The organism is Citrobacter sp. MGH110, from assembly GCF_001037515.1.
GTDB classification, from domain to species: domain Bacteria; phylum Pseudomonadota; class Gammaproteobacteria; order Enterobacterales; family Enterobacteriaceae; genus Citrobacter; species Citrobacter portucalensis.
On the sequence record NZ_KQ089830.1, the window covers coordinates 827,992 to 852,737 of the forward strand.

Here is a 24,746-nt window from a genome sequence, read left to right on the forward strand (position 1 = left end):
GTCCAGGCTTTTTTACCAACATTGCTAAAATTATAATCAGGTACCCTTGTACTCTGGAGGCGACATGGGACGACCTGGCAATATCTATCAACGAATCGACGGTACGCAGTGGCGTCACGTCTGGGTGGTTGGGGATATCCACGGATGCTTCTCGATGCTGATGGCTAAACTTCGCCAGTACCGTTTTGATCCCTGGCAGGATTTGCTGGTTTCAGTGGGGGATGTTATCGACCGTGGACCAGACAGTTTGCGTTGTCTGAAACTACTGCGTAAACGCTGGATTGTCGCGGTCAGGGGGAACCATGAACAGATGGCGCTGGACGCGCTGGCGACGGGGGATCAATTCATGTGGTTTATGAATGGAGGCTCGTGGTTCGAGCAGGCGGAGCAACCGGCAGCGAAATTTGCTCTTGAAGCGTGTTGGCAGTTACCCTGGATTCTGGAGCTGCATTGTCAGAACGGTATACACGTTATTGCTCATGCCGATTACCCGGATGATGATTATCAGTGGCTAAAAGAGATCGATTTACAGCGCGTGCTGTGGGACCGCTCGAGACTGATGAACAGTGGTTGTGCGATTCACGGCGCGGATCACTTCTGGTTTGGTCACACGCCGTTGCGCCATCGGCTGGATCGCGAGAATCTACACTATATTGATACCGGTGCTGTATTCGGCGGCGAGTTAACGCTGGTACAACTGCAATAATCAAAAATCGCTGTATTCCTGGGCCGGATGCCAGAAACTGTCGATGTAGTCGTCCGCAGGTAAACATCCGCCGTTACGAATACGTTGATCGTCCATCGATATCAGGCACTGCTGCTCAGTTTTGTAGACATCAACCACGATATCTTCACAACCGCCATCCAGATAGCACACAAAAAGAACCAGCGTGAACATTCCATCCTCAAATGGTAAAGCCATACCTGTAGTGTAGAAGATGTTGATAGATGAGGGAAATTAACCAAGAAATAACCCGTCTGGCGACGGGTTCTTTTTGAATCAGGCAAGGCGCATGATCCAGGCATCTGACTTACGATCGTAGTGTTCGCGAAATAGTACTGAATGTTCTCCGTTCAACAGGGCCGGGACGCTGGTGTCGGCATCCCAGGCATCCAGTTGCATACATAAATCCGGATCGGATTTACACGGAATGGTTAACGTTCGGTCCCCCGGCGATTCGCCATGTAACTCGGCGTCGTCGATTTCAAAAGCGCCAATGCGCACACTGGTTTTCATCATCGTGCTCTCCGTTAATTTGCTGGTTGTGGTACGACCAGTTAGGCCGTCCATTTTTCAGCGTAGTCAACGTTAGCAAAAGCGCCAGTAAAAACGTGCGTTATCCCGTAAAGAGTTTGCCATCCCGGACAAGATCGCGCGGGTAACTATTCTTCAGTCGCGATCCAATGCGTTTTGCCAGACCGATCGGCTGATGCTGGAACGTAACCAGTACGTCGTCACTCGTCGGTGCGGTTTGCGGGTAAACATCTCTACCGCGATACCACTCTTCCGCTTCGGCAAGGGTCAGTTCGAATGCATGGCTGTGGTTCGGGTCGGCGAGGGCGATAACGGCCTCATGCTGCCAGCGATACCCTTTATTGTGGGTTTCGGCCAGTTTGATCCCGAGTCGAGAAAAGCGAACCTTGCCAATCAGAGGTTCAATTTCAGTCGGGAACAGCCAGATCTCTTTATCGCGCTGCCACAGGCGCAAATTATCTTCCCACTGCAGTCCACAAGCGCTCGCGGCTTGCGTGACAAGCGCAGATTCGCGTCCTTTAAGCGGGCTAAACGGGAAGTTACCGACTTTATACTTCGGCGCAGGTAGTGCAGGGATTGCAGCTGTTTTGCGTAAACGCGCAACGAAGAAACCTTCGCAATCGTAAATCTGCGGGAATACATGCAGGAATCCTTCCGGCGTCAGGGCGCGTTCGGCCTGCGGAAATAAATCGCCCAGAGGTAAAAACTCGACGGCATCAGGGTAGGTCTCAATCAACCACTGCATGATATTTTCATTTTCGTCACGATTAAGCGTACAGGTCGAGTAAACCAATGTGCCACCGGGACGCAGGGCGTGGAAGGCGCTGTCGAGCAGTTCGCGCTGGGTTGCGGCAATTTCCAGATTACTTTCTACAGACCAGTTTTTTAGCGCATCGGGGTCTTTACGCACCACGCCTTCACCGGAACACGGTGCGTCGAGCAATATGGCATCAAATGATTCCGGCAACGCAGCGCCAAATACGCGTCCGTCAAAATGGGTCAGGGCGACGTTGGCTATCCCGCAACGGCTGATATTGGCATGCAGGACTTTGACGCGACTGGCAGAAAACTCATTCGCCAGAATGGCGCCTCGATTATTCATTTTTGCGGCAATTTGCGTGGTTTTGGAGCCGGGGGCTGCCGCAACATCCATTACGCGTTCCGGGGTATTGCCTTCGGCGAACAGTGCTGCGACTGGCAGCATTGAACTGGCTTCCTGAATATAAAACAGGCCACTTAAATGTTCTGCGGTGCTGCCGAGCGGCACTGACTCTTCATCATCGCGCTCGATCCAAAAGCCTTCAGCACACCAGGGAACCGGAGTGAGAGACCAGTTGTAAGGTGCTGTCAGCGCGAGGAAATCGGCAACGGAGATTTTCAGCGTATTGACGCGAATGCTGCGGCGCAACGGGCGCTGACAGGCAGCGAGAAATTCATCGAATGAGAGCGTGGAAGGCATTGCTTCACGCATTTGAGTCAGAAAGGCGTCGGGAAAATAAGCCACTTGGTACCACCGGCAAAAAAACAGGTGCGCAGTGTAGCATAAGTGCTCCGGCGCGCGTACGCCGGAGCAAGTGGAGAGGTTAACGTGGCAGGGCGGTTCCCCATTCACGCCACTCTTTAGGTTCACTTTCCAGCAACAGGAAGTGTTTACCTGCCTGCGCTTTCGGAGCCAACGGTGTACCCGGTGGAGTCGCGAAGGCGATGCCGCCGCGGATGAACTGATTGAAGGTACCGGTCTTCACGACACCGCCGGTCAGGCCGAAGTCGAGATTGTAGCCGGATGCCAGCCAGAACACGGAGTTGTTGCGTACCAGATGCTGATAGCGTTGGCTAATGCGCATGGCAACCATCACACGATCGGAAAGCGAGCCCAGCGTCAGCCCGGTGACGGTCCCCACTTCAATACCTCTGAACAACACCGGGGTTCCGATATTCAGCGAACCTGCTTCTGGTGCTTCAACCACAATACTCAGACCATCGAGGTAACGAGAGTCGGTAATGGTGGCTTCCTGCAGCTCAAAATCACGGCGCGGATTACCGCGTCCTGGTTCAACGTTGATATATGGCTGCAGGATTGTATCCAGATGCTCCACGCCCGCTGCCGAAATTTGCGGGGTGATCACGGAGAAACGGGTACCGCTTCGCGCGAAGGTTTGTACATATTCCGGGTACAGAACCGCTTTTGCCTGAACTTCGTTACGGGCGGTGATCAGCTCAAGCGTCTGGATCTGTCCGATATCGATTCCCAGGTAGCGAATCGGCATGCCTGCAGCGAGTTTACCGGCATCGAACGCATGCAGCGTTATCTGGCCGCCGACCGCACGCGCGGCGGTTTCCGAAGCATACAGAATACGCTTGTCGCCTTTACGTTGGCTGGCGCTGGCACCGCTTAAATTATCGAAGCTAATCGCCCCTTTAAGCGCGCGTGAAAGGGGAGATGCCTGTACGGTTAATCCGCTGCCGTTAAGCTGAACTTTTGCTCCGCCTTCGGCCCAGAACACGCTGTTGCTGGTCAACAGGTTGCGATATTCCGGTTTGATATGCAGATCGATATCAAACGCATCGGCGCGAGGACGAACGCTAATCACTTCACCGACCTCGAATTTGCGGTAAAGCACCACCGAGCCGGCCTGCACATCAGGCAGCGTTTCGGCGCTCAGGCTGACCGTAGTGGTTGGCAGATCGCTCAGACTGTTTTCAATCGCTTTCTCCAGGTTAGCGTAAAGCGGGTAGCTTTTTTTCATTTCACCCTTAGTACCGGGCAAAATACGAATGCCGCCGCTGAGCCACTCACTGGCGCTGGCGCCAAGGAACTCCACGCCATCAAGTCCGACTTTGACATCCACGCGGCTGTTCACCACGAACTTACTGTCACCCTGCACCAGGTCACGATGCTGTGGTTCAACAGCAACGGTAAATGTGACGCCTTTGCTGGAAAGCGTACGCTCAATCACCTGACCGACCTGTACGCCGTGAAGAATTAGCGGCTGGCCAGCATCAATACCGTAACTCTCCGGCGCGGTCAGCGTAAACGTCATGACGCCTGGGTCGTGTAACAACGACTTCTCAGCGGGAATAACGACAAACTGGTTACGCGGCTCGCCTTCGCCAGGTACTAGCTCGAAAGTTTTACCTGTTAGCAGCGAACTGAGATTCACATCGCTTAACGATAATTTAGGGCTGTGTAACTCAATGCGTGTGTTGTCACGCAGCAGCGTTACGACGCTGGGATCGACCGTCATTTCGCCGGTGACTTTACCGCCTGGGTTTAAATCCAGTTTTGTGAGCTGACCGACTTCTAATCCTTGATACATCAGCGATGTTGAGCCTGCTTTGAGTCCATCTCCGCTGGGTAAATCAAGCTTGACGATTACTCCACGCTGGCTGTGCGCGAGATCCTGATATAGACCAAACGTGTCGTCTGCCGCAGCAGGTTTTGAGTCTTCGGGTGAATCAAAAGCAATGGCACCGTTGACCAGCGCCGCCAGACTCTCCAGTTTTACCTTCGCACCGCTAAGGCTGACATCCGCATTTACACCGGAGACGTTCCAGAAGCGGCTGCCTTTTTTCACCAGATTGGTGAAGCGACGTTCAATCAATACATCGATGGTTACGCCCTGATGGTTCGGGTTGATGGTGTAGTCATAGACCCTGCCCACCGGAATCTTACGGAAATAAACCAGTGAACCGCTATTAAGCGATCCGAGATCAGGGGCGCGCAGATGCAGCATTAAATCGCCATTATCCAGACGATACTTGGGCTGGGTGTCGAGGGCGACGAAATGATCCTCGGCCTCGCCAGTACCGGGCATCATGCCGATATAGTTGCCGCCAACCAACGCATCCAGACCAGAAACCCCAGCCAGCGACGCCTTCGGCGTGACCAGCCAGAACTGGGTATCTTTGCGCAGAGCATCTTTCATGCTCGATTTGATGCTGACGCGGACTTCAATTTTGCGCAGATCTTTGCTGAGGTTGATATCCTGCACCGTGCCCACTTCAACGCCCTGATAACGAACGGGAGTACGGCCTGGCACAATGCCGTCAGCAGACATAAAGTCGATGGTCACGGTATTGCCACGATCTTCATAGCTTCCCCAGATAAGCCATCCTGCGATCATCAGCGCGATGAACGGCAGCAGCCAGAACGGGGAGATACGGCGTTTTGTTTTAATCTGCGCTTCAGTCTGCGAAGCGGGCGTTTCCTGACTCATGTGCATCCCAAAGTAAGCGGCTGTCCAGCCATTCCACAGCAAGAATAGTCAATATTACCGCTGCGCCGAAATAAAACGCAGCCGGTCCCATAGTAAAAGCAAGTATCTGATCGCGATTTATCAGCGACATGGTTAACGCGATAACAAAGAGATCGAGCATTGACCAGCGGCCAATCCAGGTCACCATACGCAGTAGTTTTATACGGGTGCGTAACCCTTGTTCACAATTAAAGTGGATGCTGAATAGCAACGTAAACATCACAATCACTTTGGTGAATGGCACTAATATACTGGCGATAAACACGATCGCCGCTACGCCGACATTACTGTTTGCCAAAGACATTATGCCTGACAGGATTGTGTCTTCCTGTCGGCCGCCGTTGACATAAATTATCGAGATGGGCAGCAGGTTAGCGGGCAAAAGCAGGACAATCGAGGCCAGCAGTGCCGCCCAACACTTTTGGATACTTTGATTTCTACGCCAGCGCAACGGGATATGGCAGCGAGGGCAGCGACCGCGGGCATCCGGATAACCTGTAAAATGGCAGCCGAGGCAGACGCGGAGCTTTTCATCGGGCCGACGAGCCGGTCTCTGCGGGTAGAAACGGTCCCAAAGCTGCTCAACGTTAAGATGTGACAGCGTCAAAATACTGAGGATCACCAGCGCAATAAAAGCAAACAGCCCCACGCCAGGCTGCAAAAAAGCATAGTCCTGAACCTTGATTGATGCGACGCCGATACCCACCAGGTAAATATCGAGCATCACCCACTCTTTGAGCCTTTCCAGCATCAGCAGCACCGGGCGCAGGTTCATCCCGAGAATATTACCAAACCACAGATAAGCGATTGAGGTCACGAGAATTAGTGGCGCGCCGGCGACGCAAAAAAGCACGAAGGAGGCGGTGAGGGGATCACCTTGTCGGGTCATTTGCCAGATGCCTTGCATCACATTGGCATCAATGCGCACGCCTAATAAATAGATGTGCAAGAGTGGCTCTCCCCAGGCAAAGGGCATCAGCAGCAACATGGTGAAAGCCATTGCCGCCAGTCGCGTTAACGACCAGTCGCGTCCGTCACGAATTTTTGCCTGGCAGCGTGGGCAAAAGGCACTTTGGTGCGAACGCATTTTAGGCAAGCTAAATATCAGGTCACATTCAGGGCAGCGATGATAATGTGCACGAGGTAGTGCCTCACCGATGGACCTGATGGCTATTTTTTTAGTTGGCGTGATGCGTGGTGTCGTTAAGGCCATGTATCGCGAATCAAATTGTTGAAGTAATGTTATCTTAACTCATGACGGGAATGATCTTGAGCATTAACGCATTTAATGTTTATTTTAGTAGGCTGCAGTTTTAAGTAAGACAACTAAGTGATTATATAATGAACAAAATAGAGCTATACACGGACCTGAACCGTGATTTTCAGGCATTGATGGCAGGTGAAACCAGTTTTCTGGCAACGCTGGCGAATACCAGCGCATTGTTGTACGAGCGTCTTGCAGAAGTGAATTGGGCCGGTTTTTACCTGCTTGAGGACGATACGCTGGTGCTTGGTCCCTTCCAGGGCAAAATTGCCTGCGTGCGGATCCCGGTAGGGCGCGGTGTGTGCGGTACCGCAGTGGCGCAGAACCAGGTTCAGCGTATTGAGGACGTACATGCTTTTGATGGGCACATCGCCTGTGATGCCGCCAGCAACGCTGAAATCGTCCTGCCGATCGCTGTCGACAATCAGATAATCGGCGTGCTGGATATTGATAGCACGGCATTTGGCCGCTTTACTGAAGAAGATGAACAAGGTCTGCGTACGCTTGTGGCACAGCTTGAAACCGTGCTTGCAACGACGGATTACAAAAAATTCTTTGCGCGCGTCGCAGGATAATCAACGGATAACGTAGCAATTACTGATGACGTCATTATAATGTCGCCTGTTCATGCCTGCGCTTGTTGGCTACGTCCGTTGTAATCAGGAAATTTCATGGAAAATCAACCTAAGTTGAATAGCAGTAAAGAAGTCATCGCGTTTCTGGCCGAACGCTTCCCGCAGTGTTTTAGTGCGGAAGGCGAAGCGCGCCCACTGAAAATTGGCATTTTTCAGGATCTGGTAGAGCGTGTTGAGGGTGAAATGAACCTCAGCAAGACTCAGCTCCGTTCTGCCTTACGTCTCTATACTTCAAGCTGGCGCTATCTGTATGGCGTTAAATTGGGCGCAACGCGTGTTGATCTCGACGGCAACCCTTGTGGTGAGCTGGATGAACAACATGTTGAACATGCTCGCAAACAGCTGGAAGAAGCTAAAGCCCGTGTTCAGGCGCAACGCGCAGAGCAACAGGCGAAAAAACGCGAAGCGGCCGCTGCCGCCGGTGAAAAAGAAGACGCCCCGCGTCGCGAGCGTAAGCCGCGTCCTGCACCGCGTCGTAAAGAAGGTGCTGAGCGTAAACCTCGCGCTGAAAAACCAGCAGCAAAAGCACCGCGTGCTCCTCGCGAAGAACAGCATACCCCGGTATCTGATATTTCAGTACTGACGGTAGGGCAGTCTCTGAAGGTGAAAGCAGGAAATAATGCGATGGATGCCACCGTATTAGAAATCACCAAAGATGGCGTCCGTGTACAGCTGAATTCGGGTATGTCTTTGATTGTACGCGCAGAACACCTGGTGTTCTGAAACGGAGGCCAGGCCTGGCATGAACACTTTTTTTAGGCTTACTGCGTTAGCTGGTCTGCTTGCATTAGCAGGCCAGGCACTTGCTGTAGAAGACATCACGCGTGCCGATCAAATCCCCGTGTTAAAGGAAGAAACCCAGCATGCGACGGTAAGCGAACGTGTGACGTCGCGTTTTACGCGATCACACTATCGCCAGTTCGATCTGGATCAGGCGTTTTCGGCAAAAATTTTTGACCGCTATTTGAATTTGCTCGACTACAGCCACAACGTGCTGCTGGCGAGCGATATCGAACAGTATGCAAAAAAGAAAACGGTCCTCGGCGATGAACTGCGCACCGGCAAGCTGGATGTCTTTTACGATCTCTATAATCTGGCGCAAAAACGCCGATTTGAACGTTATCAGTACGCATTAAGCGTACTGGCACGTCCAATGGATTTCACCGGTAACGACACCTTTAACCTCGACCGAAGCAAAGCGCCGTGGCCGAAGAGCGAAGCAGAGCTTAATGCGCTGTGGGACGGCAAGGTTAAATTTGACGAACTCAGCCTGAAGCTGACCGGTAAAACCGATGCGGAAATCCGCGAAACGCTGACGCGCCGCTACAAATTTGCGATTCGCCGTCTGGCGCAGACCAACAGCGAAGATGTGTTCTCACTGGCGATGACAGCGTTCGCCCGTGAAATCGACCCGCATACTAACTATCTCTCTCCGCGCAATACCGAGCAGTTCAATACTGAAATGAGCTTGTCTTTGGAAGGTATTGGCGCGGTTCTGCAGATGGATGATGACTACACCGTCATTAACTCCATGGTGGCAGGTGGTCCGGCAGCCAAGAGCAAAGCGATCAGCGTTGGCGATCGTATTGTCGGCGTCGGGCAGACGGGCAAGGGCATGGTCGATGTGATTGGCTGGCGTCTGGATGATGTCGTAGCACTGATCAAAGGACCTAAAGGCAGCAAGGTGCGCCTCGAAATTCTGCCTGCCGGTAAAGGTACCAAGACGCGCACCGTGACGCTAACGCGTGAACGTATCCGTCTCGAAGACCGTGCCGTTAAAATGTCCGTGAAAACCGTTGGCAAAGAAAAAGTCGGCGTACTGGATATTCCTGGTTTCTATGTTGGCCTGACTGATGATGTCAAAGTCCAGCTGCAGAAACTGGAAAAACAGAACGTCAGCAGCATCATCATCGATCTGCGTACCAACGGCGGTGGAGCACTGACTGAAGCGGTTTCGCTTTCCGGTCTGTTCATTCCTTCCGGCCCGGTGGTTCAGGTTCGTGACAATAACGGTAAAGTGCGTGAAGACAGCGATACCGACGGCGTTGTGTACTACAAAGGCCCGCTGGTGGTATTGGTCGATCGCTTCAGCGCCTCAGCATCAGAGATTTTCGCTGCGGCAATGCAGGATTATGGCCGAGCGCTGATCGTTGGTGAACCAACCTTCGGTAAAGGCACAGTTCAGCAGTATCGCTCCCTGAACCGTATTTACGATCAGATGCTGCGTCCGGAATGGCCAGCGCTGGGTTCTGTTCAGTACACGATCCAGAAATTCTACCGCGTAAACGGTGGCAGCACGCAGCGTAAGGGTGTTACGCCAGATATCATCATGCCGACAGGTAATGAAGAAACTGAAACCGGCGAGAAGTTTGAAGATAACGCGCTGCCGTGGGACAGCATTGATGCGGCGACCTACACCAAGTCAGATAATCTGACGCCGTTCGGACCTGAATTGCTGAAAGAGCACAATGCACGTATTGCGAACGATCCTGAGTTCCAGTACATCATGAAGGACATTGCGCGTTTCAATGCGATGAAGGATAAGCGCAACATCGCTTCTCTGAATTACGCTCAGCGTGAAAAAGAGAATAACGAAGATGACGCAATGCGTCTGGCGCGTATTAACGATCGGTTCAAGCGTGAAGGCAAACCGCTGCTGAAGAAACTGGACGATCTACCGAAGGATTACCAGGAACCGGATCCATACCTGGATGAAACGGTAAAAATCGCGCTCGACCTGGCGCATCTTGAAAAAGAAAAGCCAGCGGAACAGCCCGCAACCAGTCAATAACCTCGAACAGGCACAAGAAATTGTGCCTGTTTTTTTAACAAGTGCATGAAGACGTCAGTCTGATACGATAAAATGTAAAGTTGTGTCTTTCTGGTGACTTAGCACCTATGGATGCTTGAAAATAGTCATAAGACCCATACGATATGGGTAATCGCATAGTGCGTTTTGTTAAATTGAGGTTAAAAGAATATTATGATGCGAATCGCGCTCTTCCTGCTGACGAACCTGGCTGTGATGGTCGTTTTCGGGCTGGTATTGAGCCTGACAGGGATTCAGTCAAGCAGCGTTCAAGGCTTGTTGATCATGGCACTGCTGTTTGGTTTTGGTGGTTCCTTCATTTCGCTGCTGATGTCCAAATGGATGGCGTTAAAGTCCGTTGGCGGGGAAGTGATCGAACAGCCTCGCAATGAAAGAGAACGCTGGCTGATGAATACAGTCGCGAACCAGGCCCGCCAGGCCGGGATCGCTATGCCGCAGGTTGCAATCTACCATGCGCCAGATATTAACGCGTTTGCTACCGGTGCGCGCCGGGATGCCTCGTTGGTGGCTGTAAGTACTGGCCTGTTGCAAAACATGAGCCCGGATGAAGCCGAAGCGGTTATCGCACATGAGATCAGCCACATTGCTAATGGCGATATGGTTACCATGACGTTAATTCAGGGTGTGGTGAACACTTTCGTTATCTTTATCTCACGTATTCTGGCGCAGATTGCCGCTGGGTTTATGGGCGGCAACCGCGATGAGGGAGAGGGTAGCAACGGTAACCCGTTAATCTACTTTGCGGTAGCAACGGTACTGGAGTTGGTATTTGGTATTCTGGCGAGCATTATTACGATGTGGTTCTCACGTCATCGTGAATTCCATGCGGATGCAGGCTCAGCGAAACTGGTGGGTCGTGAAAAAATGATCGCCGCGCTACAGCGCCTGAAAACCAGCTATGAGCCGCAGGAAGCGACCAGCATGATGGCATTCTGCATCAACGGTAAATCCAAATCGTTGAGTGAGCTGTTTATGACTCACCCGCCGTTGGACAAACGTATTGAAGCGCTGCGCAGCGGTGAATACCTGAAATAATTGGCAGCAGATTTAAAATAAAAAGCGCGTCGACAGACGCGCTTTTTTTATGCCTGAACTCGCGGTTGTGTGATACGTAAGCCACTCACGATTGCGGCTAGCGAAGCCAGAATACCCGCTGTTATCAGCGAAACGTGTGTTCCGCTGTCGCCAAACTGATTTAGCATCAGCGCAACCAGTGCGGCCCCGGTACTCTGGCCCAGTAAACGCGCCGTTCCAAGCATACCGCTCGCGCCTCCGCTACGATCACGCGGCGCGGAGGTGATGATGGTGTGATTATTCGGTGACTGGAACAAGCCAAAACCCGCACCGCACAAAATCATTGGCCAGATGATATTAAAATCAGAAGGTGATGCGGGCAGCAACACCAGCGAAAACAGCCCACACGCCATTACTGCCATGCCCAGCGCGCCCAGCAGACCCGCATGAACACGTTCAATCAAATATCCTGCCAGTGGGGCCATCACCATGGTTGCCAGTGGCCACGGCGTCAGCAGCAGGCCCGTTTCAACCTCGCTGCGCCCGAGAACCGTTTGCATGAAAAATGGGAGAGAAACCATCGCCAGCATCTGTGCGCTGAATGAACAGATTGAAGTACAAATAGAGAGTGAAAACAGCGGAATGCGCAGCAGATCAACCGGTAGTAACGGTACTGGCAATGCGAGTTGGCGGCGGATAAAGAAAAACCCTACCACGAGAAGCCCCACAAGTTCAGCACCAATCAGTTTTAGCGACTGTCCCTGCGCAAATCCGCTGAGTGCCGTGATTAACAAACCGAATGTTAAGGCGTTCATCACTGCGCTGGGCAGATCGAAGCGCGGTTTATTGCTACGTGATGAATTGGGTGGCAAAAAACGCATAGCCAGTAGCAGGGCGATGAGCCCCAGTGGAACGTTAATCAGGAATAGCCATTTCCACGAGGCAATAGAAAGAATAGCCGCCGCAATAGTCGGACCCGCTGCCGAGGATACAGCCACGATAAAGGAGTTAATACCCATTCCGCGGCCAAGCTGGCGCTGAGGATAAATGAGTCGGATCAATGCCGTATTAACGCTCATCAGCGCCGCGCCGCCAAACCCCTGAGCCACGCGCGCTAACGTCAGCATATGCAGCGAGTCTGACAAGGCACAAAACAGCGACGCCAACAGAAACACGACCAGACCACACTTATAAATGCGTCGGTAGCCAAACATATCACCTAAAAAAGAGAGCGATAACAGCGAAACAACGATCGCAATTTGGTAGGCGTTCACAATCCAGATTGAGCTGGCGGGTGAGGCCTGAAGATCGGTGGCGATAGTGGGGAGGGCAACGTTCGCTATTGCGCCGTCGAGTACTGCCATAGAGATGCCAATAACAATGGTTAAAATTGCGCCATATCGCTGGGGCAATGGCAGACCATCGGTCTGAGTTTTTTCCATAGGAAGTCAATATTGTCGGAATTTATGATGAGAATAATAATTTTAGCATTGATATTCAGGCGTTAGGTCGCAGATTTGTAACTAAGTAAGCAAAGAGCGATTGCGAGGGCTGATACGTGAAATTATAATAAAAACCGGTTCTGATTTTTATAAAACACTCGAAAGGGGTGATAAATGGCAATCGCAGATCTGGATAAACAACCCGATTCTGTATCTTCCGTGCTGAAGGTTTTTGGCATCCTGCAGGCGCTCGGTGAAGAGCGCGAAATTGGTATTACCGAGTTGTCGCAACGCGTCATGATGTCGAAAAGCACCGTTTATCGCTTTTTGCAGACCATGAAAACGCTGGGCTATGTGGCACAAGAAGGGGAGTCTGAGAAATACTCACTGACCCTGAAACTATTCGAGCTGGGTGCTCGCGCGTTACAAAACGTCGATCTTATCCGTAGCGCTGATATTCAGATGCGCGAACTTTCGCGCCTGACCAAAGAGACAGTACACCTTGGCGCACTGGATGAAGACAGCATCGTCTACATTCATAAAATCGACTCCATGTACAATCTGCGCATGTATTCTCGCGTAGGTCGCCGTAATCCACTGTACAGCACGGCTATCGGTAAAGTTCTGCTGGCATGGCGTGACCGCGATGAAGTGAAGCAAATTCTGGATGGTATTGAGTACAAACGCAGTACCGACCGTACTATTACCAATACTGATGAATTGCTGGTACTGCTGGATAAAGTCCGTGAGCAGGGCTACGGTGAAGACAACGAAGAACAGGAAGAAGGTCTGCGCTGCATCGGTGTGCCGGTGTTTGACCGTTTCGGTGTGGTGATTGCAGGCTTGAGTATTTCATTCCCGACGCTGCGTTTCTCAGAGGAACGTTTGCACGAGTATGTGGCGATGCTGCATACGGCTGCGCGTAAAATTTCAGAACAAATGGGTTATAACGACTATCCGTTCTAATCTGGCGTAATAGCGTCAACTTAAAAACCCCAGGTATTTTTGTATCTGGGGTTTTTTATGAACAGTCATAACGTTAGTTGGTGCAAATAACGTAGCGTATGTATTGTTGCTATATTAACCGTTATCAATAATGACCGTACTTTTTCTTAGCAAAGGGCAATCCGACAGGCCAATGATACCGCTGTTTGTGTGGACGTATTGTGCGGTGCTGGTTCCGCGGGCGGTCAGATATTGGCATTGTAAGCCCAGACCCGCTGCATTCTCCTTACTTCCAATCAAAATTCCGTAGCCGCTCAGTAATAAACCGATCCAAACCAGAGCTAACAACACAATAGCGCGGATTATCAGACGCATTACAACCTCTTATCTTTTCTCGTTATTATTAGATTAGCCTGTACATGGGATGAAACAAGTGAATCATTCCTAAAAAGATTGAATGCCGATACAGTTAACGCTGGGTTTAGGTAACGCATGATAATTTATAGACATAAGATGTAGATTCGAAGAGTGGAGCTGGAGTGAAAAAAATTCGCTGGGTAGTGCTGATAGTTGTCGTGCTGGTATGCATACTGATGTGGGCGCAAGTGTTCAACATCATGTGCGATCAGGATGTACAATTTTTCAGCGGTATTTGTGCCATCAATAAATTTATTCCCTGGTAAGCGCATTTTTGCCACAGTTGATTACCTTCTTGTGCGGCAGTGGTAAACTACGCTGTCTACATTGAGGTGGTGAAATGAACGAAGTTTTGAATTCTGGCGCGTTGAGTTTGGCGTCTTTGGCTGTATCGGTGGTGATTCTGGTTGTCGGGCTTGTACTGTGGTTTTTCGTCAATCGGGCAAGTTCGCGTACTAATGAGCAGATTGAGCTGCTTGAAGCATTGTTAGATCAGCAAAAAAGACAGAACGCATTGCTCCGTCGCCTTTGCGAAGCTAACGAACCTGAAAAAGCAGCAGAGCCTGCTGCGGTCACAGCGAAGGATGAAGATGATGACATCATCCGCCTGGTAGCTGAGCGGTAAAAACGGTATGACAGGGTGAGGATCTGTTGCTTTTGTTCTCAGATGTTTCATCCTGTCACCAACGTGCCAGATTATTTTCTTCTGTATATGTCGTGTAATTAGCACTCTGATACGCGTGTAAACTCAGTATTTTCAGATGCTCCAACCAATTAATATCTTATCCCCGGTCTGATATAAATATAATTTCCCATACGATAAAAATATGATTATGTCATTTTTGTGATAGCGATCGTTTTATTAACAGCGAAACGTTTCTCTTACTTTTTTTGTGCATTGTCATCATTCTTTCATTATTTTGGTGCAAAAGCAGAAGGCGGATCTCATTTTTACGCTTGTGACATTTTATGCATTACTAAGCATAAAAAATGATATCCGGCACACCCTGTAACAGCTAATCTGGAACAACCGAAGCTATTGAGCTATGGTAGAAATGTCCCGGCTATGGTGCAAGCCAGGCGGGGGATGGGGCGAGAGGCGGGAATATAACACTACTCGGTGTGGCGCATAACTGTGCAGTTGCTGTTTGATGAACGACGGGATTTGTGCGACCGATCGAGACACGTTTAAAAATGGCTTGCCATTATTAACGTTGTATGTGATAACACGTTTTGGGTTAAACGAGGTACAGTTCTGTTTATGTGTGGCATTTTCAGTAAAGAAGTCCTGAGTAAACACGTTGACGTTGAATACCGCTTCTCTGCCGAACCTTATATTAGTGCCTCAAGCAGTAATGTCTCAGTTTTATCTATGTTATGCCTGCGGGCGAAGAAAATACTCTAAGGAATTTTGCAAATGGCAAAGATTAAAGGTCAAGTTAAGTGGTTCAACGAGTCTAAAGGTTTTGGTTTCATTACTCCGGCTGATGGCAGCAAAGACGTGTTCGTACACTTCTCCGCTATCCAGGGTAACGGCTTCAAAACTCTGGCTGAAGGCCAGAACGTTGAGTTCGAAATTCAGGACGGCCAGAAAGGTCCGGCTGCTGTTAACGTAACAGCTATCTGATCGACACCACTGATTTGAAGCGCATATGCGCAACCATCTCAGATATAAAGCCTCGCCTATGCGGGGCTTTTTAATTCAAAATACGTCTAAATATTTCTAAATGCCCTTCCATTAGCGCTTTGTTGCAAAGGCGTGATGTTCGTAGCATAGTTTTCCCCGCTTTCTTACGACATTTCTCGTTAAATCAGACACCTGAAAAACTATCTTGCTGGAGACCAGGTGAAAAAGAAAAACGACGGCGACGCGCGCAATTTTACTCCCGTACGTTTTGCCCTGCTTTGTGTGGCAATATTATTGAGTCTGGGATTGCTGCTGGGTCGGGTTGCGTGGCTGCAAATTGTCACGCCGACGAGTCTGGTGAAACAGGAAGACATGCGTTCGTTACGTGAGGTAACTATTGCCTCGCCGCGCGGGATGATTACCGACAGAGAAGGGCGACCGCTGGCGGTAAGTGTTCCGGTTAACGCCGTATGGGCCGATCCTAAGACCATCATCAGCAAGGGAGGCGTGGGTTACAACGAACGCTGGCAGGCTCTGGCAAGGACTCTGCATTTGTCACTGAGTACGCTGGCGGAACGCGTTAACAGTAATCCTGGCGGACGTTTTATTTATCTGGCACGACAAATTTCCCCTCAGCAGGCTGAGTGGGTCGATGATCTTAATCTCCCGGGCATCAACCTGCGCGAGGAATCCCGCCGGTTCTATCCCGCAGGCCACGTAGCGGCGAATCTCATTGGTTTTACCAACATTGATGGACAAGGCATTGAAGGGCTGGAAAAGAGCTTTAATAACCAGCTGATGGGTAAACCTGGCTCCCGTCTGGTACGTAAAGACAAATTTGGCCATGTCATTGAGAATATCACCGAAGTTACGCCTGTACCTGCACACGAATTACAGCTCAGCATCGATGAGCGTCTGCAGACGGTCACCGAAGATGCGTTGGACAATGCCGTTACGTGGAATAAAGCAGAATCAGGAGCCGCAGTGCTGGTCAACATTGCTACCGGTGAAATACTGTCCATGGCGAGCTTTCCTGACTTCAACCCCAATAATCGTGATGGCGCGGTACTGGATGATTTTCGTAACCGTGCAATTAGCGATACGTTTGAACCCGGTTCAACCGTTAAACCGCTGGTGATTATGACTGCACTCCAGCAGGGGATAGTACAACCCGACAGCGTGATTGATACCCATCCTTTTTACCTTGATGGGCATCGTATTCGCGACGTCGGATTTTACCCGGAACTGTCGCTGACCGGGATTTTACAGAAATCGAGCGATACCGGCGTGTCGCACCTTTCATTGGCTATGCCTGTCCAAAAATTGCTGGATACCTATAAAAGCTTTGGTTTTGGCGATCCAACCGGACTGGGATTAACCGGTGAAAGCAGCGGTTTGATGCCTCAGCGCCGCTATTGGAGCGATTTGGATCGCGCGACCTTTGCATTTGGTTATGGGTTAATGGTAACGCCGCTGCAGTTGGCGCACGTATATGCAACCATTGGTAGTTTTGGTATCTATCGGCCCCTTTCGATTACCCGTATTGACCCGCCGGTAATCGGTACCCGAGTGATGCCGGAGGCGCTGGTTCACCAGGTTGAACATATGATGGAAAGCGTTGCGTTACCCGGTGGTGGGGGAACTAAAGCCGCGGTCAGGGATTATCGCGTGGCGGTTAAAACAGGAACGGCAAAGAAAATTGGTGATGACGGTAAGTATGTCGATAAATACGTGGCCTACACGGCAGGCGTTGCGCCAGCGAGCGACCCGAAATTTGCACTGGTGGTCGTCATCAATAATCCGCAAAACGGTGCTTATTATGGTGGGGCTGTCTCTGCGCCTGTCTTCAGCCAGATAATGGGTGATGTCCTGCGTCTGGAGAACGTTAAACCGGATGGTATGCCTGCTGACTCCGATCATCTGCTGGTGATGCACGGCAGCAACGTATCCTCGCCGTCGTTGTAAGTTATTTTCCCAGGGCGCAATTCGCGTTACACTTGCGCCCTTAAGTCACCTGCCGGAGTTGTCATGTCGTTTTCCTGTCCTCTTTGCCACCAGCCTCTTACTCAAGCGAATAACAGTTTTGTCTGCCCCGGGCGGCACCAGTTTGACGTGGCGAAAGAAGGGTATGTCAACTTACTGCCGGTTCAGCATAAACGATCGCGCGATCCGGGTGACAGCGCTGAGATGATGCAGGCGCGACGGGCATTTCTTGATGCCGGGCACTATCAACCGTTGCGTGATGCGATTGTGAATGTGCTGAAAGAGAAGTCGACTTCAGAAGATGCAGCAATCCTGGATATTGGCTGTGGGGAAGGGTATTACACCCATGCGTTTGCCGACGCGCTGACGGGTTGTACAACCTTTGGTCTTGACGTCTCCAAAGTGGCAATTAAAGCTGCAGCCAGACGCTATCCGCAGGTGACCTTTTGCGTTGCCTCCAGCCATCGTCTGCCGTTCGCAGATGAGTCAATGGATGCCATCATCAGGATCTACGCGCCCTGTAAAGCGCAAGAGCTGGCACGCGTGGTTAAACCGGGGGGATGGGTTATCACCGCCACGCCGGGACCGCGTCATTTAATGGAACTGAAAGGGCTTATTTATGATGAGGTGCGTTTGCATGCGCCGCACACAGAGCAACTGGACGGTTTTGTTCTGCAACAGAGTATTGCGCTGGGGTATCAGATGCAGCTTCAGGGCAGCGAGGCCGTTGCGTTACTGCAAATGACGCCGTTCGCCTGGCGGGCAAAGCCGGAGGTGTGGGAAACGTTAGCGGAGAAAACGACGTTTGACTGCCAGACCGACTTTAGTATTCATGTCTGGCAGCGTCTGAATTAACCGTGGAAGTGTGCCCAGAGGATCTGGGCACCGATACCAATCAGCACCACCCCACCCAAAATTTCTGCTCGTTTGCCCAGCATCGGGCCAATGAAACGACCAATCATCATGCCGAGCGTGGACATAATCAATGTGGCGCAGCCGATGGCCAGCGCAGTGGCAATAATATTGACCTGCAGGAAAGCCAGACCCACCCCGACGGCCATTGCGTCGAGACTGGTGGCAATGGCGGTGGTAACCAGCAGCCAGAAACCATGACGGCGCTGCGGTTCTTCATCCTCATCACCGTTATCGCGAAAACCTTCGATTATCATTCGCCCGCCTAAAAAGATCAGCAGAATGAAGGCGATCCAGTGGTTCCACTCCAGCACGAATTTGCTGGCCAACATACCCATGCCCCAACCAATCAGCGGCGTAAGCGTTTCAACTGCGCCGAATATCAGACCTGTGCGCAATGCTTCAGAAAATTTGGGTTTATGCAGGGTGGCACCTTTGCCAATTGATGCAGCGAAAGCATCCATCGACATGCCAAAAGCGAGAAGAACGGTAGCGGTGAGATTCATAACAGCGTCCTGACCGGGGTATCCATAAAACACATCACTGCCCCCAGTAACCATGCATACAGGCCGGAATCACTGTAAATACAGCGCCATTCAGATATGCATTGCAGTTGATGTGCCTATGGTCTCGCCTGACTGAACCTGTAAATTCAGTCCGTACGCGCCACGTTTTTCAACGAGTATGTTGACACGTACATTTCCGGAGTCTGGAAATCGGCTACTCCCCAACGACGGGCGCAACCTTAACATATTTTGAGAATATAAAACAAGAAACGCAGAAATAATATTTGACTTCTAATTGAAAACGATTTTCATTTAGATTTATTTATAAATAAAACGTTAAAATAAATAACATTGTGGACAGTTAAATATAGCCTTGGCTATGTTGGTTTTTATACTGATATATAAAAAACATAGTTCAGGCTATATTTATAAGCTATTGATTTGAAATTAAAAGTTTATATATCTTCTCAAGATCGTCTATATTTCGTACGCGGATCAACAATCTTCGATGTTCTAATTGCATCACTAATACACCGTCTTCAGATAAATTCATCTCTTTAATGCGGTTATATTCAATCCAGACGTTGGCGAAGAAAAAACCTTTCTGCTTGAAGATGATTTTTGGCGTACGGATCCAGAACAGATACAACCCCATCAATACCAGTGCACATAATAACCATGTGGTAAATTGCGCGCCGTGGCTGGTGATGTTGTTGTAGATAAGAATAGCGACCAAGCCAAGGAAGATAACGCTGTCAACTCTGCTGCGGGGAAGCAGGGAGACAGTAAGCAGAGTAGGGCCATTACGGCGGGGCATGATGAACTGATCGTAAATGGCATACGCCAGCAGCGAAAAGATAAATAGAACCAGCACCAGGTCCGTGATAGTCATGAATCCTCAACCCTCTAAATAGAAAAACCGGGGGCAAGCCCCCGGTGATGTACAACAGTCTTACAGGCCGAGCAGTCCGACAGCGTAGCCCGCGATACCGATGACGAAGAAGCCAACGATGATCCACAGCGGGTTCACTTTCTTACGCAGCAGCCACATACAGGCGAATGTCAGCAGCAGAGGAACCAGACCCGGCATCAGCTGGTCAAGGATAGTCTGCACGGTGGTAACACGAGTCTGACCATCCTGACCGGTGATAGTGGAAACCACCAGCGGGATGTTTACGTGCGTCCACTTGTTAACCAATGCTCCCATGACAAACAGGCCGAGGATTGACGCCCCCTCGGTCAGTTTCTGCAGGAAGCCGCCGCCCATATCTTTAACGATATCGACACCTTTACGGTAGCCATATGCCACACCGTAATAACGGGTTGCCAGACGAACCAGGTTAAACAGGATGAAGAACAGCAGTGGCCCCAGCAGGCTGCCGCTCATCGCAATACCTGCGCCGAGTGCGGCGAAGACCGGACGTACGGTACCCCAGAAGATCGGGTCACCGACGCCTGCCAGCGGACCCATCAGACCAACTTTGATACCGTTGATGGCACCATCGTCAATCTCTGCGCCGTTTGCACGCTGTTCTTCCATTGCCAGCGTAACGCCCAGTACTGGAGCCGCTACGTATGGATGGGTGTTAAAGAATTCCAGGTGACGCTTAATCGCTTGCTTACGTGCATCGTTGTTTTCCGGGTACAAGCGGCGGATAGCCGGTACCATGGAGAAACAGAAACCCAGCGCCTGCATACGTTCGAAGTTCCATGAACCCTGAAACAGGTTAGAACGAATGAACACGCCACGAATGTCACTCGGAGTGAGTTTTTTCTCGGTGGTAGTTTTAGTCATATCAACCATTTCGCTCACCTGCTAGTCCAGTTCGTTATCGAGATCGTTATTGCCAGCCGCCGCAGCAGGTGCACCGGCTACGCGGTTATATTTCGGGCTCAGCTGAATGTAGAGGATGGCCATGACTGCGCCAATCACACCCAGAGCAACCAGGTTGAAGTTAGTAAATGCCGCGGTGACGAAGCCGAGGTAGAAGAATGGCATCAGATAGCCTGCGCGCATCATGTTGATGACCATCGCATAACCAACCACTACGATCATACCGCCAGCGATGTTCAGACCACCGGTTACGACTTCCGGAATGGCGTTAAGCATGCTCTGAACTTCACTGGTACCAACAGAAATCGCTACGATTACCGCCGGGATAGCGATACGCATAGCCTGCAGGAACAGCGAGGATACGTGCAGCCAGGAGAGCGCAGTCAGGTTACCGTTTTCGGCTGCCTTATCCGCTGCGTGCTGGAATGCTACGGTGATTGTACGAACGATAATGGTCAGTACCTGGCCTGCTGCTGCCAGTGGGATAGCCAGCGCGATACCGGCACCAATGCTTTGATGACCCGCGATAACCAGAACGGTAGAGATAATTGAGGCCAGTGCGGCATCTGGTGCAACCGCAGCACCGATGTTCATCCAGCCCAGGGCGATCATTTCCAGGGTACCACCGATGATAATACCGGTTTTCATATCCCCAAGAACGGCACCAATCAGCGTACAGGCCACCAACGGACGGTGGAACTGAAATTCATCGAGTACCGACTCCATACCCGCGATACATGCGACGATGAACACCAGCACAATCTGAAGAGTGGTAATCTCCATTGTACTTCTCCTATTGCTATACAGACTTAAGTGTGAAAACTAAGTAAATGCCAGGGAATTATTTCACCTTGGCAATCAAATCCATCATTTTCAGTTTCTGATCGGTAGAAACCTTACGGGCCTCAAGCTCAATACCGCGTTCGTTGAGTTTCTTGAAGGCTTCGATGTCTTTGTCATCGACAGAAATTGCGTTGTTTACCTGCGTTTTACCCTGACGGAAAGCCATACCGCCAATGTTCACGGAGGTAATTTTCACACCACCTTCAACGATACGTTCTACGTCGGTTGGGTTGGTGAACAACAGCATCACACGCTCACCTGCATATTTCGGGTTGTTGTAGACGCGGATCATTTTCGCGACATCAACCACATGCGCCGTCACACCCGGAGGTGCTACCTGAGTCAGCAGCGTTTTACGCACGGTATCGGCGGCAACTTCATCACTGACGACGATAATGCGTGTTACGTTGGTTTCTTTGGTCCAGCGAGTTGCCACCTGACCATGGATTAAGCGGTCATCAATACGCGCCAGGCCGATCTGCATATAATCGTTCGGACCCATTGGTTTCGCGGGGGTTGCTGCTTTAGGTGCCGCGACAGGGGCAGGAGCGGCTTTTTCCACCGGTTTTGCTTTCAGCGCTTTCACGCCTTCGCTACCGGTTTCAACGGCCAGTGCCACTAATTCATCAAAGCTTGGGTTGTCATCACGCGCCATGAAGGTCTCAACCAGCATGGGAATGTTCACACCGGCGATTACTTCGTAATGCTCTTTATCGACGACAATGCGGCTCGCAGCGTTAAACGGGCTGCCTCCCCATGTGTCAACGAGAAACAGCACGCCTTTACTGGTATCGAGTTTTGCCAACTGAGCGTTGTACTTTTCGATCAGCGTTTCAGCATTTTCGCCTGGAACGAAATCGATCCAGCCGACGTTTTCCTGCTCGCCTAACAGCATCTCTGCCGTCTTAAGTAACTGCTCTGCAGCCCAACCATGTGTGCCTATTACAATAGCAATGGTCACTTGCTACCTCCTTTATTATCGTTAACACATCAACGTGAAGATGTATTTGAATCGTCGTCCGCAATCGAATCGATTCAGATAAGGGTTACAAAGAAAAACCTATGATTTTCGTGAATTATTTTAGATATCGAAAAAAATATTTTATGTGATGAAGATCCGTAATTTAACTTCCGATAAAAAGAAATTTCGAAGGGTAAAATATCTCCGAAACAACTTATTGCAAAGGAAGGTAAATCTTTGCTAAAAACAGCTTCTCTCTGTTATGTTTAGCATCTGTTTAATTACTCAGGAGTATAGGGCAGTAGCCCACCATATGGATCGTCACCGACGTCATTTCACCTTCAGGCCGTATCAAGCCTGTCAGATTGGCACTTTTTGCCACAAATTTTCTCTGCATATCGCTTTAACGCCTGAGATCCTCAGCGCGCAGTTTGGTCATTCCTTAAGCAGGAGCTTGTCATGGAATTATTAATGGACCCGCAGATTTGGGTGGGTTTGCTCACGCTTGTCGTTCTCGAAATTGTTCTGGGTATTGATAACCTGGTCTTCATTGCGATCCTGGCTGATAAGCTGCCGCCGAAACAGCGTGATAAAGCGCGTTTAATCGGTTTGTCACTGGCACTGATTATGCGTCTGGGCTTGTTGTCCGTGATTTCGTGGATGGTGACGCTGACAAAGCCGCTGTTCACGGTAATGGACTATGCGTTCTCGGGGCGCGATTTGATTATGCTGCTGGGGGGTATCTTCCTCTTGTTCAAGGCTACGACAGAGCTGCATGAGCGGCTGGAAAACCGTGAACATGATACCGGGCAGACGAAAGGGTATGCGAGCTTTTGGGTTGTCGTAACGCAGATTGTCATCCTCGACGCGGTGTTCTCGCTGGATGCCGTGATTACAGCGGTCGGTATGGTCAACCATCTGCCAGTGATGATGGCGGCAGTAGTGATTGCCATGGCCGTGATGCTGCTGGCCTCTAAGCCGCTGACACGATTTGTGAACCAACACCCGACGGTGGTGGTGCTGTGTCTGAGCTTCCTGTTGATGATTGGTCTGAGCCTGGTTGCCGAAGGGTTTGGCTTCCATATTCCGAAAGGTTATCTGTATGCGGCGATTGGTTTCTCGATCATCATCGAGTTGTTTAACCAGATTGCCCGTCGTAACTTTATTCGCCACCAGTCGACGCTGCCGCTGCGTGCACGTACTGCCGATGCAATCCTGCGTCTGATGGGCGGTAAACGTCAGGCCAGCGTGCAGATGGAATCCGATAACCCGGTGCCTGTTCCTGTCCCGGAAGGCGCGTTTGTGGAAGAAGAACGCTACATGATCAACGGCGTCCTCTCCCTGGCGTCGCGTTCGTTACGCGGCATTATGACGCCTCGTGGTGAAATCAGCTGGGTTGATGCCGACCTGAGCGTGGCAGAAATTCGCGAGCAGTTGCTCTCATCACCTCACAGCCTGTTCCCGGTGTGTCGTGGCGAACTGGATGAAATCATCGGTATCGTGCGTGCTAAAGAGCTGCTGGTGGCGCTGGAAGACGGTGTGGATGTGGCGGCGATTGCCTCTGCTTCTCCGGCTATTGTTGTTCCGGAGACGCTGGACCCGATCAATCTGTTAGGCGTACTGCGTCGTGCCCGCGGTAGCTTCGTTATCGTCACTAACGAGTTTGGCGTAGTACAGGGTCTGGTCACGCCGCTGGACGTATTAGAAGCCATTGCCGGTGAATTCCCGGATGCCGATGAAACACCTGAAATTATTGCTGATGCAGGTGGTTGGTTGGTCAAAGGCGGTACCGATCTGCATGCGTTGCAACAGGCGCTGGACGTGGATACGTTAGTGAATGAAGACGAAGACATCGCCACGGTGGCAGGTTTAGTCATTGCGGCTAACGGCCATATTCCACGTGTCGGTGATGTTATCGAGGTTGCACCGCTGAGCATTACGATTGTCGAAGCGAATGACTATCGTGTGGATTTAGTTCGCATTGTTAAAGAACAACCCGCTCACGACGAAGATGAGTAACTG

26 protein-coding genes are annotated in these 24,746 nt (G+C 50.7%); 14 read left to right on the forward strand and 12 right to left on the reverse strand.

The annotated features are described in order from the left end of the window. Nucleotides 1-64: 64 nt before the first annotated feature. Nucleotides 65-706 (forward strand): protein-serine/threonine phosphatase, encoded by a 642-nt coding sequence (gene pphA, locus SK38_RS04020; protein WP_048235214.1) that lies wholly within the window; start codon nucleotides 65-67, stop codon nucleotides 704-706. On the opposite strand, the gene SK38_RS04025 is transcribed toward pphA, so the two are convergent. From SK38_RS04025 to yebS, 5 genes are all read right to left on the reverse strand, one after another. Then, entirely contained in the window at nucleotides 707-898 is a 192-nt protein-coding gene (locus SK38_RS04025; RefSeq protein WP_003034941.1) for a YdfD/YebW family protein, read from the reverse strand. 102 nt (nucleotides 899-1,000) lie between these two features. After that, complete coding sequence (locus tag SK38_RS04030) at nucleotides 1,001-1,237, reverse strand: YebV family protein (RefSeq protein ID WP_029139506.1); 237 nt, start codon at nucleotides 1,235-1,237, stop codon at nucleotides 1,001-1,003. A gap of 100 nt (nucleotides 1,238-1,337) precedes the next feature. Further along, entirely contained in the window at nucleotides 1,338-2,759 is a 1,422-nt protein-coding gene (gene rsmF / locus SK38_RS04035; RefSeq protein WP_071992550.1) for a 16S rRNA (cytosine(1407)-C(5))-methyltransferase RsmF, read from the reverse strand. A gap of 79 nt (nucleotides 2,760-2,838) precedes the next feature. Beyond that, the gene (locus SK38_RS04040; protein WP_048235215.1) at nucleotides 2,839-5,472 is read right to left on the reverse strand and encodes a PqiB family protein; all 2,634 of its coding nucleotides are present in this window, start codon (nucleotides 5,470-5,472) and stop codon (nucleotides 2,839-2,841) included. After that, the gene (gene yebS / locus SK38_RS04045) at nucleotides 5,441-6,724 is read right to left on the reverse strand and encodes a membrane integrity lipid transport subunit YebS (RefSeq protein WP_048216185.1); all 1,284 of its coding nucleotides are present in this window, start codon (nucleotides 6,722-6,724) and stop codon (nucleotides 5,441-5,443) included. Before yebS ends, SK38_RS04040 begins: the two co-directional genes overlap by 32 nt. A gap of 128 nt (nucleotides 6,725-6,852) precedes the next feature. On the opposite strand from yebS, the gene SK38_RS04050 reads away from it, so the two are divergent. The 4 genes from SK38_RS04050 (at nucleotide 6,853) to htpX (ending at nucleotide 11,275) form a co-directional block, all read left to right on the forward strand. Continuing rightward, nucleotides 6,853-7,350 (forward strand): GAF domain-containing protein, encoded by a 498-nt coding sequence (locus tag SK38_RS04050; RefSeq protein ID WP_003833782.1) that lies wholly within the window; start codon nucleotides 6,853-6,855, stop codon nucleotides 7,348-7,350. A gap of 96 nt (nucleotides 7,351-7,446) precedes the next feature. Further along, nucleotides 7,447-8,133 (forward strand): RNA chaperone ProQ, encoded by a 687-nt coding sequence (gene proQ, locus SK38_RS04055; RefSeq protein WP_003833781.1) that lies wholly within the window; start codon nucleotides 7,447-7,449, stop codon nucleotides 8,131-8,133. A gap of 19 nt (nucleotides 8,134-8,152) precedes the next feature. Beyond that, nucleotides 8,153-10,201 carry a carboxy terminal-processing peptidase gene (prc, locus tag SK38_RS04060; RefSeq protein ID WP_048235216.1) on the forward strand — a complete coding sequence of 683 codons (2,049 nt, stop codon included), beginning with the start codon at nucleotides 8,153-8,155 and terminating at the stop codon, nucleotides 10,199-10,201. Between the two features lie 192 nt (nucleotides 10,202-10,393). Then, nucleotides 10,394-11,275, forward strand: coding sequence for a protease HtpX (gene htpX, locus SK38_RS04065; protein ID WP_003034964.1), 882 nt, complete (start codon nucleotides 10,394-10,396; stop codon nucleotides 11,273-11,275). Between the two features lie 47 nt (nucleotides 11,276-11,322). Here the strand turns inward: htpX and SK38_RS04070 are convergent, their stop codons facing one another. After that, nucleotides 11,323-12,696, reverse strand: a complete 1,374-nt coding sequence (locus SK38_RS04070; RefSeq protein WP_048235217.1) for an MFS transporter — start codon at nucleotides 12,694-12,696, stop codon at nucleotides 11,323-11,325. 174 nt (nucleotides 12,697-12,870) lie between these two features. On the opposite strand from SK38_RS04070, the gene kdgR reads away from it, so the two are divergent. Then, nucleotides 12,871-13,662 carry a DNA-binding transcriptional regulator KdgR gene (kdgR, locus tag SK38_RS04075; protein WP_003833778.1) on the forward strand — a complete coding sequence of 264 codons (792 nt, stop codon included), beginning with the start codon at nucleotides 12,871-12,873 and terminating at the stop codon, nucleotides 13,660-13,662. Nucleotides 13,663-13,776: 114 nt separating this feature from the next. On the opposite strand, the gene SK38_RS04080 is transcribed toward kdgR, so the two are convergent. Then, nucleotides 13,777-14,016: a YobH family protein gene (locus SK38_RS04080; protein WP_003034975.1), complete on the reverse strand. Its 240-nt coding sequence runs from the start codon at nucleotides 14,014-14,016 to the stop codon at nucleotides 13,777-13,779. A gap of 164 nt (nucleotides 14,017-14,180) precedes the next feature. Here SK38_RS04080 and mgrB point away from each other — a divergent pair, with 164 nt between their 5' ends. The 6 genes from mgrB to rlmA all read left to right on the forward strand — a co-directional run bounded on the left by mgrB (nucleotide 14,181) and on the right by rlmA (nucleotide 18,523). Further along, entirely contained in the window at nucleotides 14,181-14,324 is a 144-nt protein-coding gene (gene mgrB / locus SK38_RS04085) for a PhoP/PhoQ regulatory lipoprotein MgrB (RefSeq protein ID WP_003034977.1), read from the forward strand. Between the two features lie 74 nt (nucleotides 14,325-14,398). Beyond that, complete coding sequence (locus tag SK38_RS04090) at nucleotides 14,399-14,683, forward strand: YebO family protein (protein WP_003833774.1); 285 nt, start codon at nucleotides 14,399-14,401, stop codon at nucleotides 14,681-14,683. Nucleotides 14,684-15,319: 636 nt separating this feature from the next. Next, entirely contained in the window at nucleotides 15,320-15,463 is a 144-nt protein-coding gene (locus tag SK38_RS23585; RefSeq protein ID WP_003034983.1) for a DUF2627 domain-containing protein, read from the forward strand. A gap of 12 nt (nucleotides 15,464-15,475) precedes the next feature. Beyond that, a complete protein-coding gene (cspE, locus tag SK38_RS04095) occupies nucleotides 15,476-15,685 on the forward strand; it encodes a transcription antiterminator/RNA stability regulator CspE (RefSeq protein ID WP_001062678.1) in 210 nt (69 codons plus the stop codon). A 219-nt stretch (nucleotides 15,686-15,904) separates the two neighbouring features. Further along, entirely contained in the window at nucleotides 15,905-17,650 is a 1,746-nt protein-coding gene (gene ftsI, locus SK38_RS04100; RefSeq protein ID WP_003833773.1) for a peptidoglycan glycosyltransferase FtsI, read from the forward strand. Between the two features lie 63 nt (nucleotides 17,651-17,713). Continuing rightward, on the forward strand, nucleotides 17,714-18,523 hold the full coding sequence (gene rlmA, locus SK38_RS04105; RefSeq protein ID WP_048235218.1) for a 23S rRNA (guanine(745)-N(1))-methyltransferase: 810 nt from the start codon (nucleotides 17,714-17,716) through the stop codon (nucleotides 18,521-18,523). On the opposite strand, the gene mntP is transcribed toward rlmA, so the two are convergent. The 5 genes from mntP to manX form a co-directional block, all read right to left on the reverse strand. Next, the gene (gene mntP / locus SK38_RS04110; protein ID WP_020996621.1) at nucleotides 18,520-19,086 is read right to left on the reverse strand and encodes a manganese efflux pump MntP; all 567 of its coding nucleotides are present in this window, start codon (nucleotides 19,084-19,086) and stop codon (nucleotides 18,520-18,522) included. The two genes, rlmA and mntP, sit on opposite strands and share 4 nt — an antisense overlap. Before the next feature lie 433 nt (nucleotides 19,087-19,519). Beyond that, nucleotides 19,520-19,978 carry a DUF986 family protein gene (locus tag SK38_RS04115; RefSeq protein ID WP_032943762.1) on the reverse strand — a complete coding sequence of 153 codons (459 nt, stop codon included), beginning with the start codon at nucleotides 19,976-19,978 and terminating at the stop codon, nucleotides 19,520-19,522. A 60-nt stretch (nucleotides 19,979-20,038) separates the two neighbouring features. Then, nucleotides 20,039-20,890 (reverse strand): PTS mannose transporter subunit IID, encoded by an 852-nt coding sequence (locus SK38_RS04120; protein ID WP_003833769.1) that lies wholly within the window; start codon nucleotides 20,888-20,890, stop codon nucleotides 20,039-20,041. A 12-nt stretch (nucleotides 20,891-20,902) separates the two neighbouring features. Continuing rightward, nucleotides 20,903-21,703, reverse strand: coding sequence for a PTS mannose/fructose/sorbose transporter subunit IIC (locus SK38_RS04125; protein WP_003021004.1), 801 nt, complete (start codon nucleotides 21,701-21,703; stop codon nucleotides 20,903-20,905). 58 nt (nucleotides 21,704-21,761) lie between these two features. Beyond that, the gene (manX, locus tag SK38_RS04130) at nucleotides 21,762-22,724 is read right to left on the reverse strand and encodes a PTS mannose transporter subunit IIAB (protein ID WP_003833768.1); all 963 of its coding nucleotides are present in this window, start codon (nucleotides 22,722-22,724) and stop codon (nucleotides 21,762-21,764) included. A 313-nt stretch (nucleotides 22,725-23,037) separates the two neighbouring features. Between manX and SK38_RS25395 the strand changes: the two genes are divergently transcribed. Together SK38_RS25395 and yoaE are read left to right on the forward strand one after the other, a co-directional pair. Further along, complete coding sequence (locus SK38_RS25395; protein ID WP_370766360.1) at nucleotides 23,038-23,196, forward strand: protein YoaL; 159 nt, start codon at nucleotides 23,038-23,040, stop codon at nucleotides 23,194-23,196. Next, a complete protein-coding gene (yoaE, locus tag SK38_RS04135) occupies nucleotides 23,184-24,743 on the forward strand; it encodes a CNNM family cation transport protein YoaE (protein ID WP_008785026.1) in 1,560 nt (519 codons plus the stop codon). The genes SK38_RS25395 and yoaE overlap by 13 nt, the downstream gene beginning before the upstream one ends. Nucleotides 24,744-24,746: the final 3 nt, after the last annotated feature.

What these genes read in the sequence shown, in the direction of transcription:
- pphA (WP_048235214.1), top strand. Translation starts at nt 65, where the DNA reads ATGGGACGACCTGGCAATATCTATCAACGAATCGACGGTACGCAGTGG.
- SK38_RS04025 (WP_003034941.1), bottom strand. Translation starts at nt 898, where the DNA reads ATGTTCACGCTGGTTCTTTTTGTGTGCTATCTGGATGGCGGTTGTGAA.
- SK38_RS04030 (WP_029139506.1), bottom strand. Translation starts at nt 1,237, where the DNA reads ATGAAAACCAGTGTGCGCATTGGCGCTTTTGAAATCGACGACGCCGAG.
- SK38_RS04040 (WP_048235215.1), bottom strand. Translation starts at nt 5,472, where the DNA reads ATGAGTCAGGAAACGCCCGCTTCGCAGACTGAAGCGCAGATTAAAACA.
- yebS (WP_048216185.1), bottom strand. Translation starts at nt 6,724, where the DNA reads ATGGCCTTAACGACACCACGCATCACGCCAACTAAAAAAATAGCCATC.
- SK38_RS04050 (WP_003833782.1), top strand. Translation starts at nt 6,853, where the DNA reads ATGAACAAAATAGAGCTATACACGGACCTGAACCGTGATTTTCAGGCA.
- proQ (WP_003833781.1), top strand. Translation starts at nt 7,447, where the DNA reads ATGGAAAATCAACCTAAGTTGAATAGCAGTAAAGAAGTCATCGCGTTT.
- prc (WP_048235216.1), top strand. Translation starts at nt 8,153, where the DNA reads ATGAACACTTTTTTTAGGCTTACTGCGTTAGCTGGTCTGCTTGCATTA.
- htpX (WP_003034964.1), top strand. Translation starts at nt 10,394, where the DNA reads ATGATGCGAATCGCGCTCTTCCTGCTGACGAACCTGGCTGTGATGGTC.
- SK38_RS04070 (WP_048235217.1), bottom strand. Translation starts at nt 12,696, where the DNA reads ATGGAAAAAACTCAGACCGATGGTCTGCCATTGCCCCAGCGATATGGC.
- kdgR (WP_003833778.1), top strand. Translation starts at nt 12,871, where the DNA reads ATGGCAATCGCAGATCTGGATAAACAACCCGATTCTGTATCTTCCGTG.
- SK38_RS04080 (WP_003034975.1), bottom strand. Translation starts at nt 14,016, where the DNA reads ATGCGTCTGATAATCCGCGCTATTGTGTTGTTAGCTCTGGTTTGGATC.
- SK38_RS04090 (WP_003833774.1), top strand. Translation starts at nt 14,399, where the DNA reads ATGAACGAAGTTTTGAATTCTGGCGCGTTGAGTTTGGCGTCTTTGGCT.
- SK38_RS23585 (WP_003034983.1), top strand. Translation starts at nt 15,320, where the DNA reads ATGTGTGGCATTTTCAGTAAAGAAGTCCTGAGTAAACACGTTGACGTT.
- cspE (WP_001062678.1), top strand. Translation starts at nt 15,476, where the DNA reads ATGGCAAAGATTAAAGGTCAAGTTAAGTGGTTCAACGAGTCTAAAGGT.
- rlmA (WP_048235218.1), top strand. Translation starts at nt 17,714, where the DNA reads ATGTCGTTTTCCTGTCCTCTTTGCCACCAGCCTCTTACTCAAGCGAAT.
- mntP (WP_020996621.1), bottom strand. Translation starts at nt 19,086, where the DNA reads ATGAATCTCACCGCTACCGTTCTTCTCGCTTTTGGCATGTCGATGGAT.
- SK38_RS04115 (WP_032943762.1), bottom strand. Translation starts at nt 19,978, where the DNA reads ATGACTATCACGGACCTGGTGCTGGTTCTATTTATCTTTTCGCTGCTG.
- SK38_RS04120 (WP_003833769.1), bottom strand. Translation starts at nt 20,890, where the DNA reads ATGGTTGATATGACTAAAACTACCACCGAGAAAAAACTCACTCCGAGT.
- SK38_RS04125 (WP_003021004.1), bottom strand. Translation starts at nt 21,703, where the DNA reads ATGGAGATTACCACTCTTCAGATTGTGCTGGTGTTCATCGTCGCATGT.
- SK38_RS25395 (WP_370766360.1), top strand. Translation starts at nt 23,038, where the DNA reads ATGGATCGTCACCGACGTCATTTCACCTTCAGGCCGTATCAAGCCTGT.
- yoaE (WP_008785026.1), top strand. Translation starts at nt 23,184, where the DNA reads ATGGAATTATTAATGGACCCGCAGATTTGGGTGGGTTTGCTCACGCTT.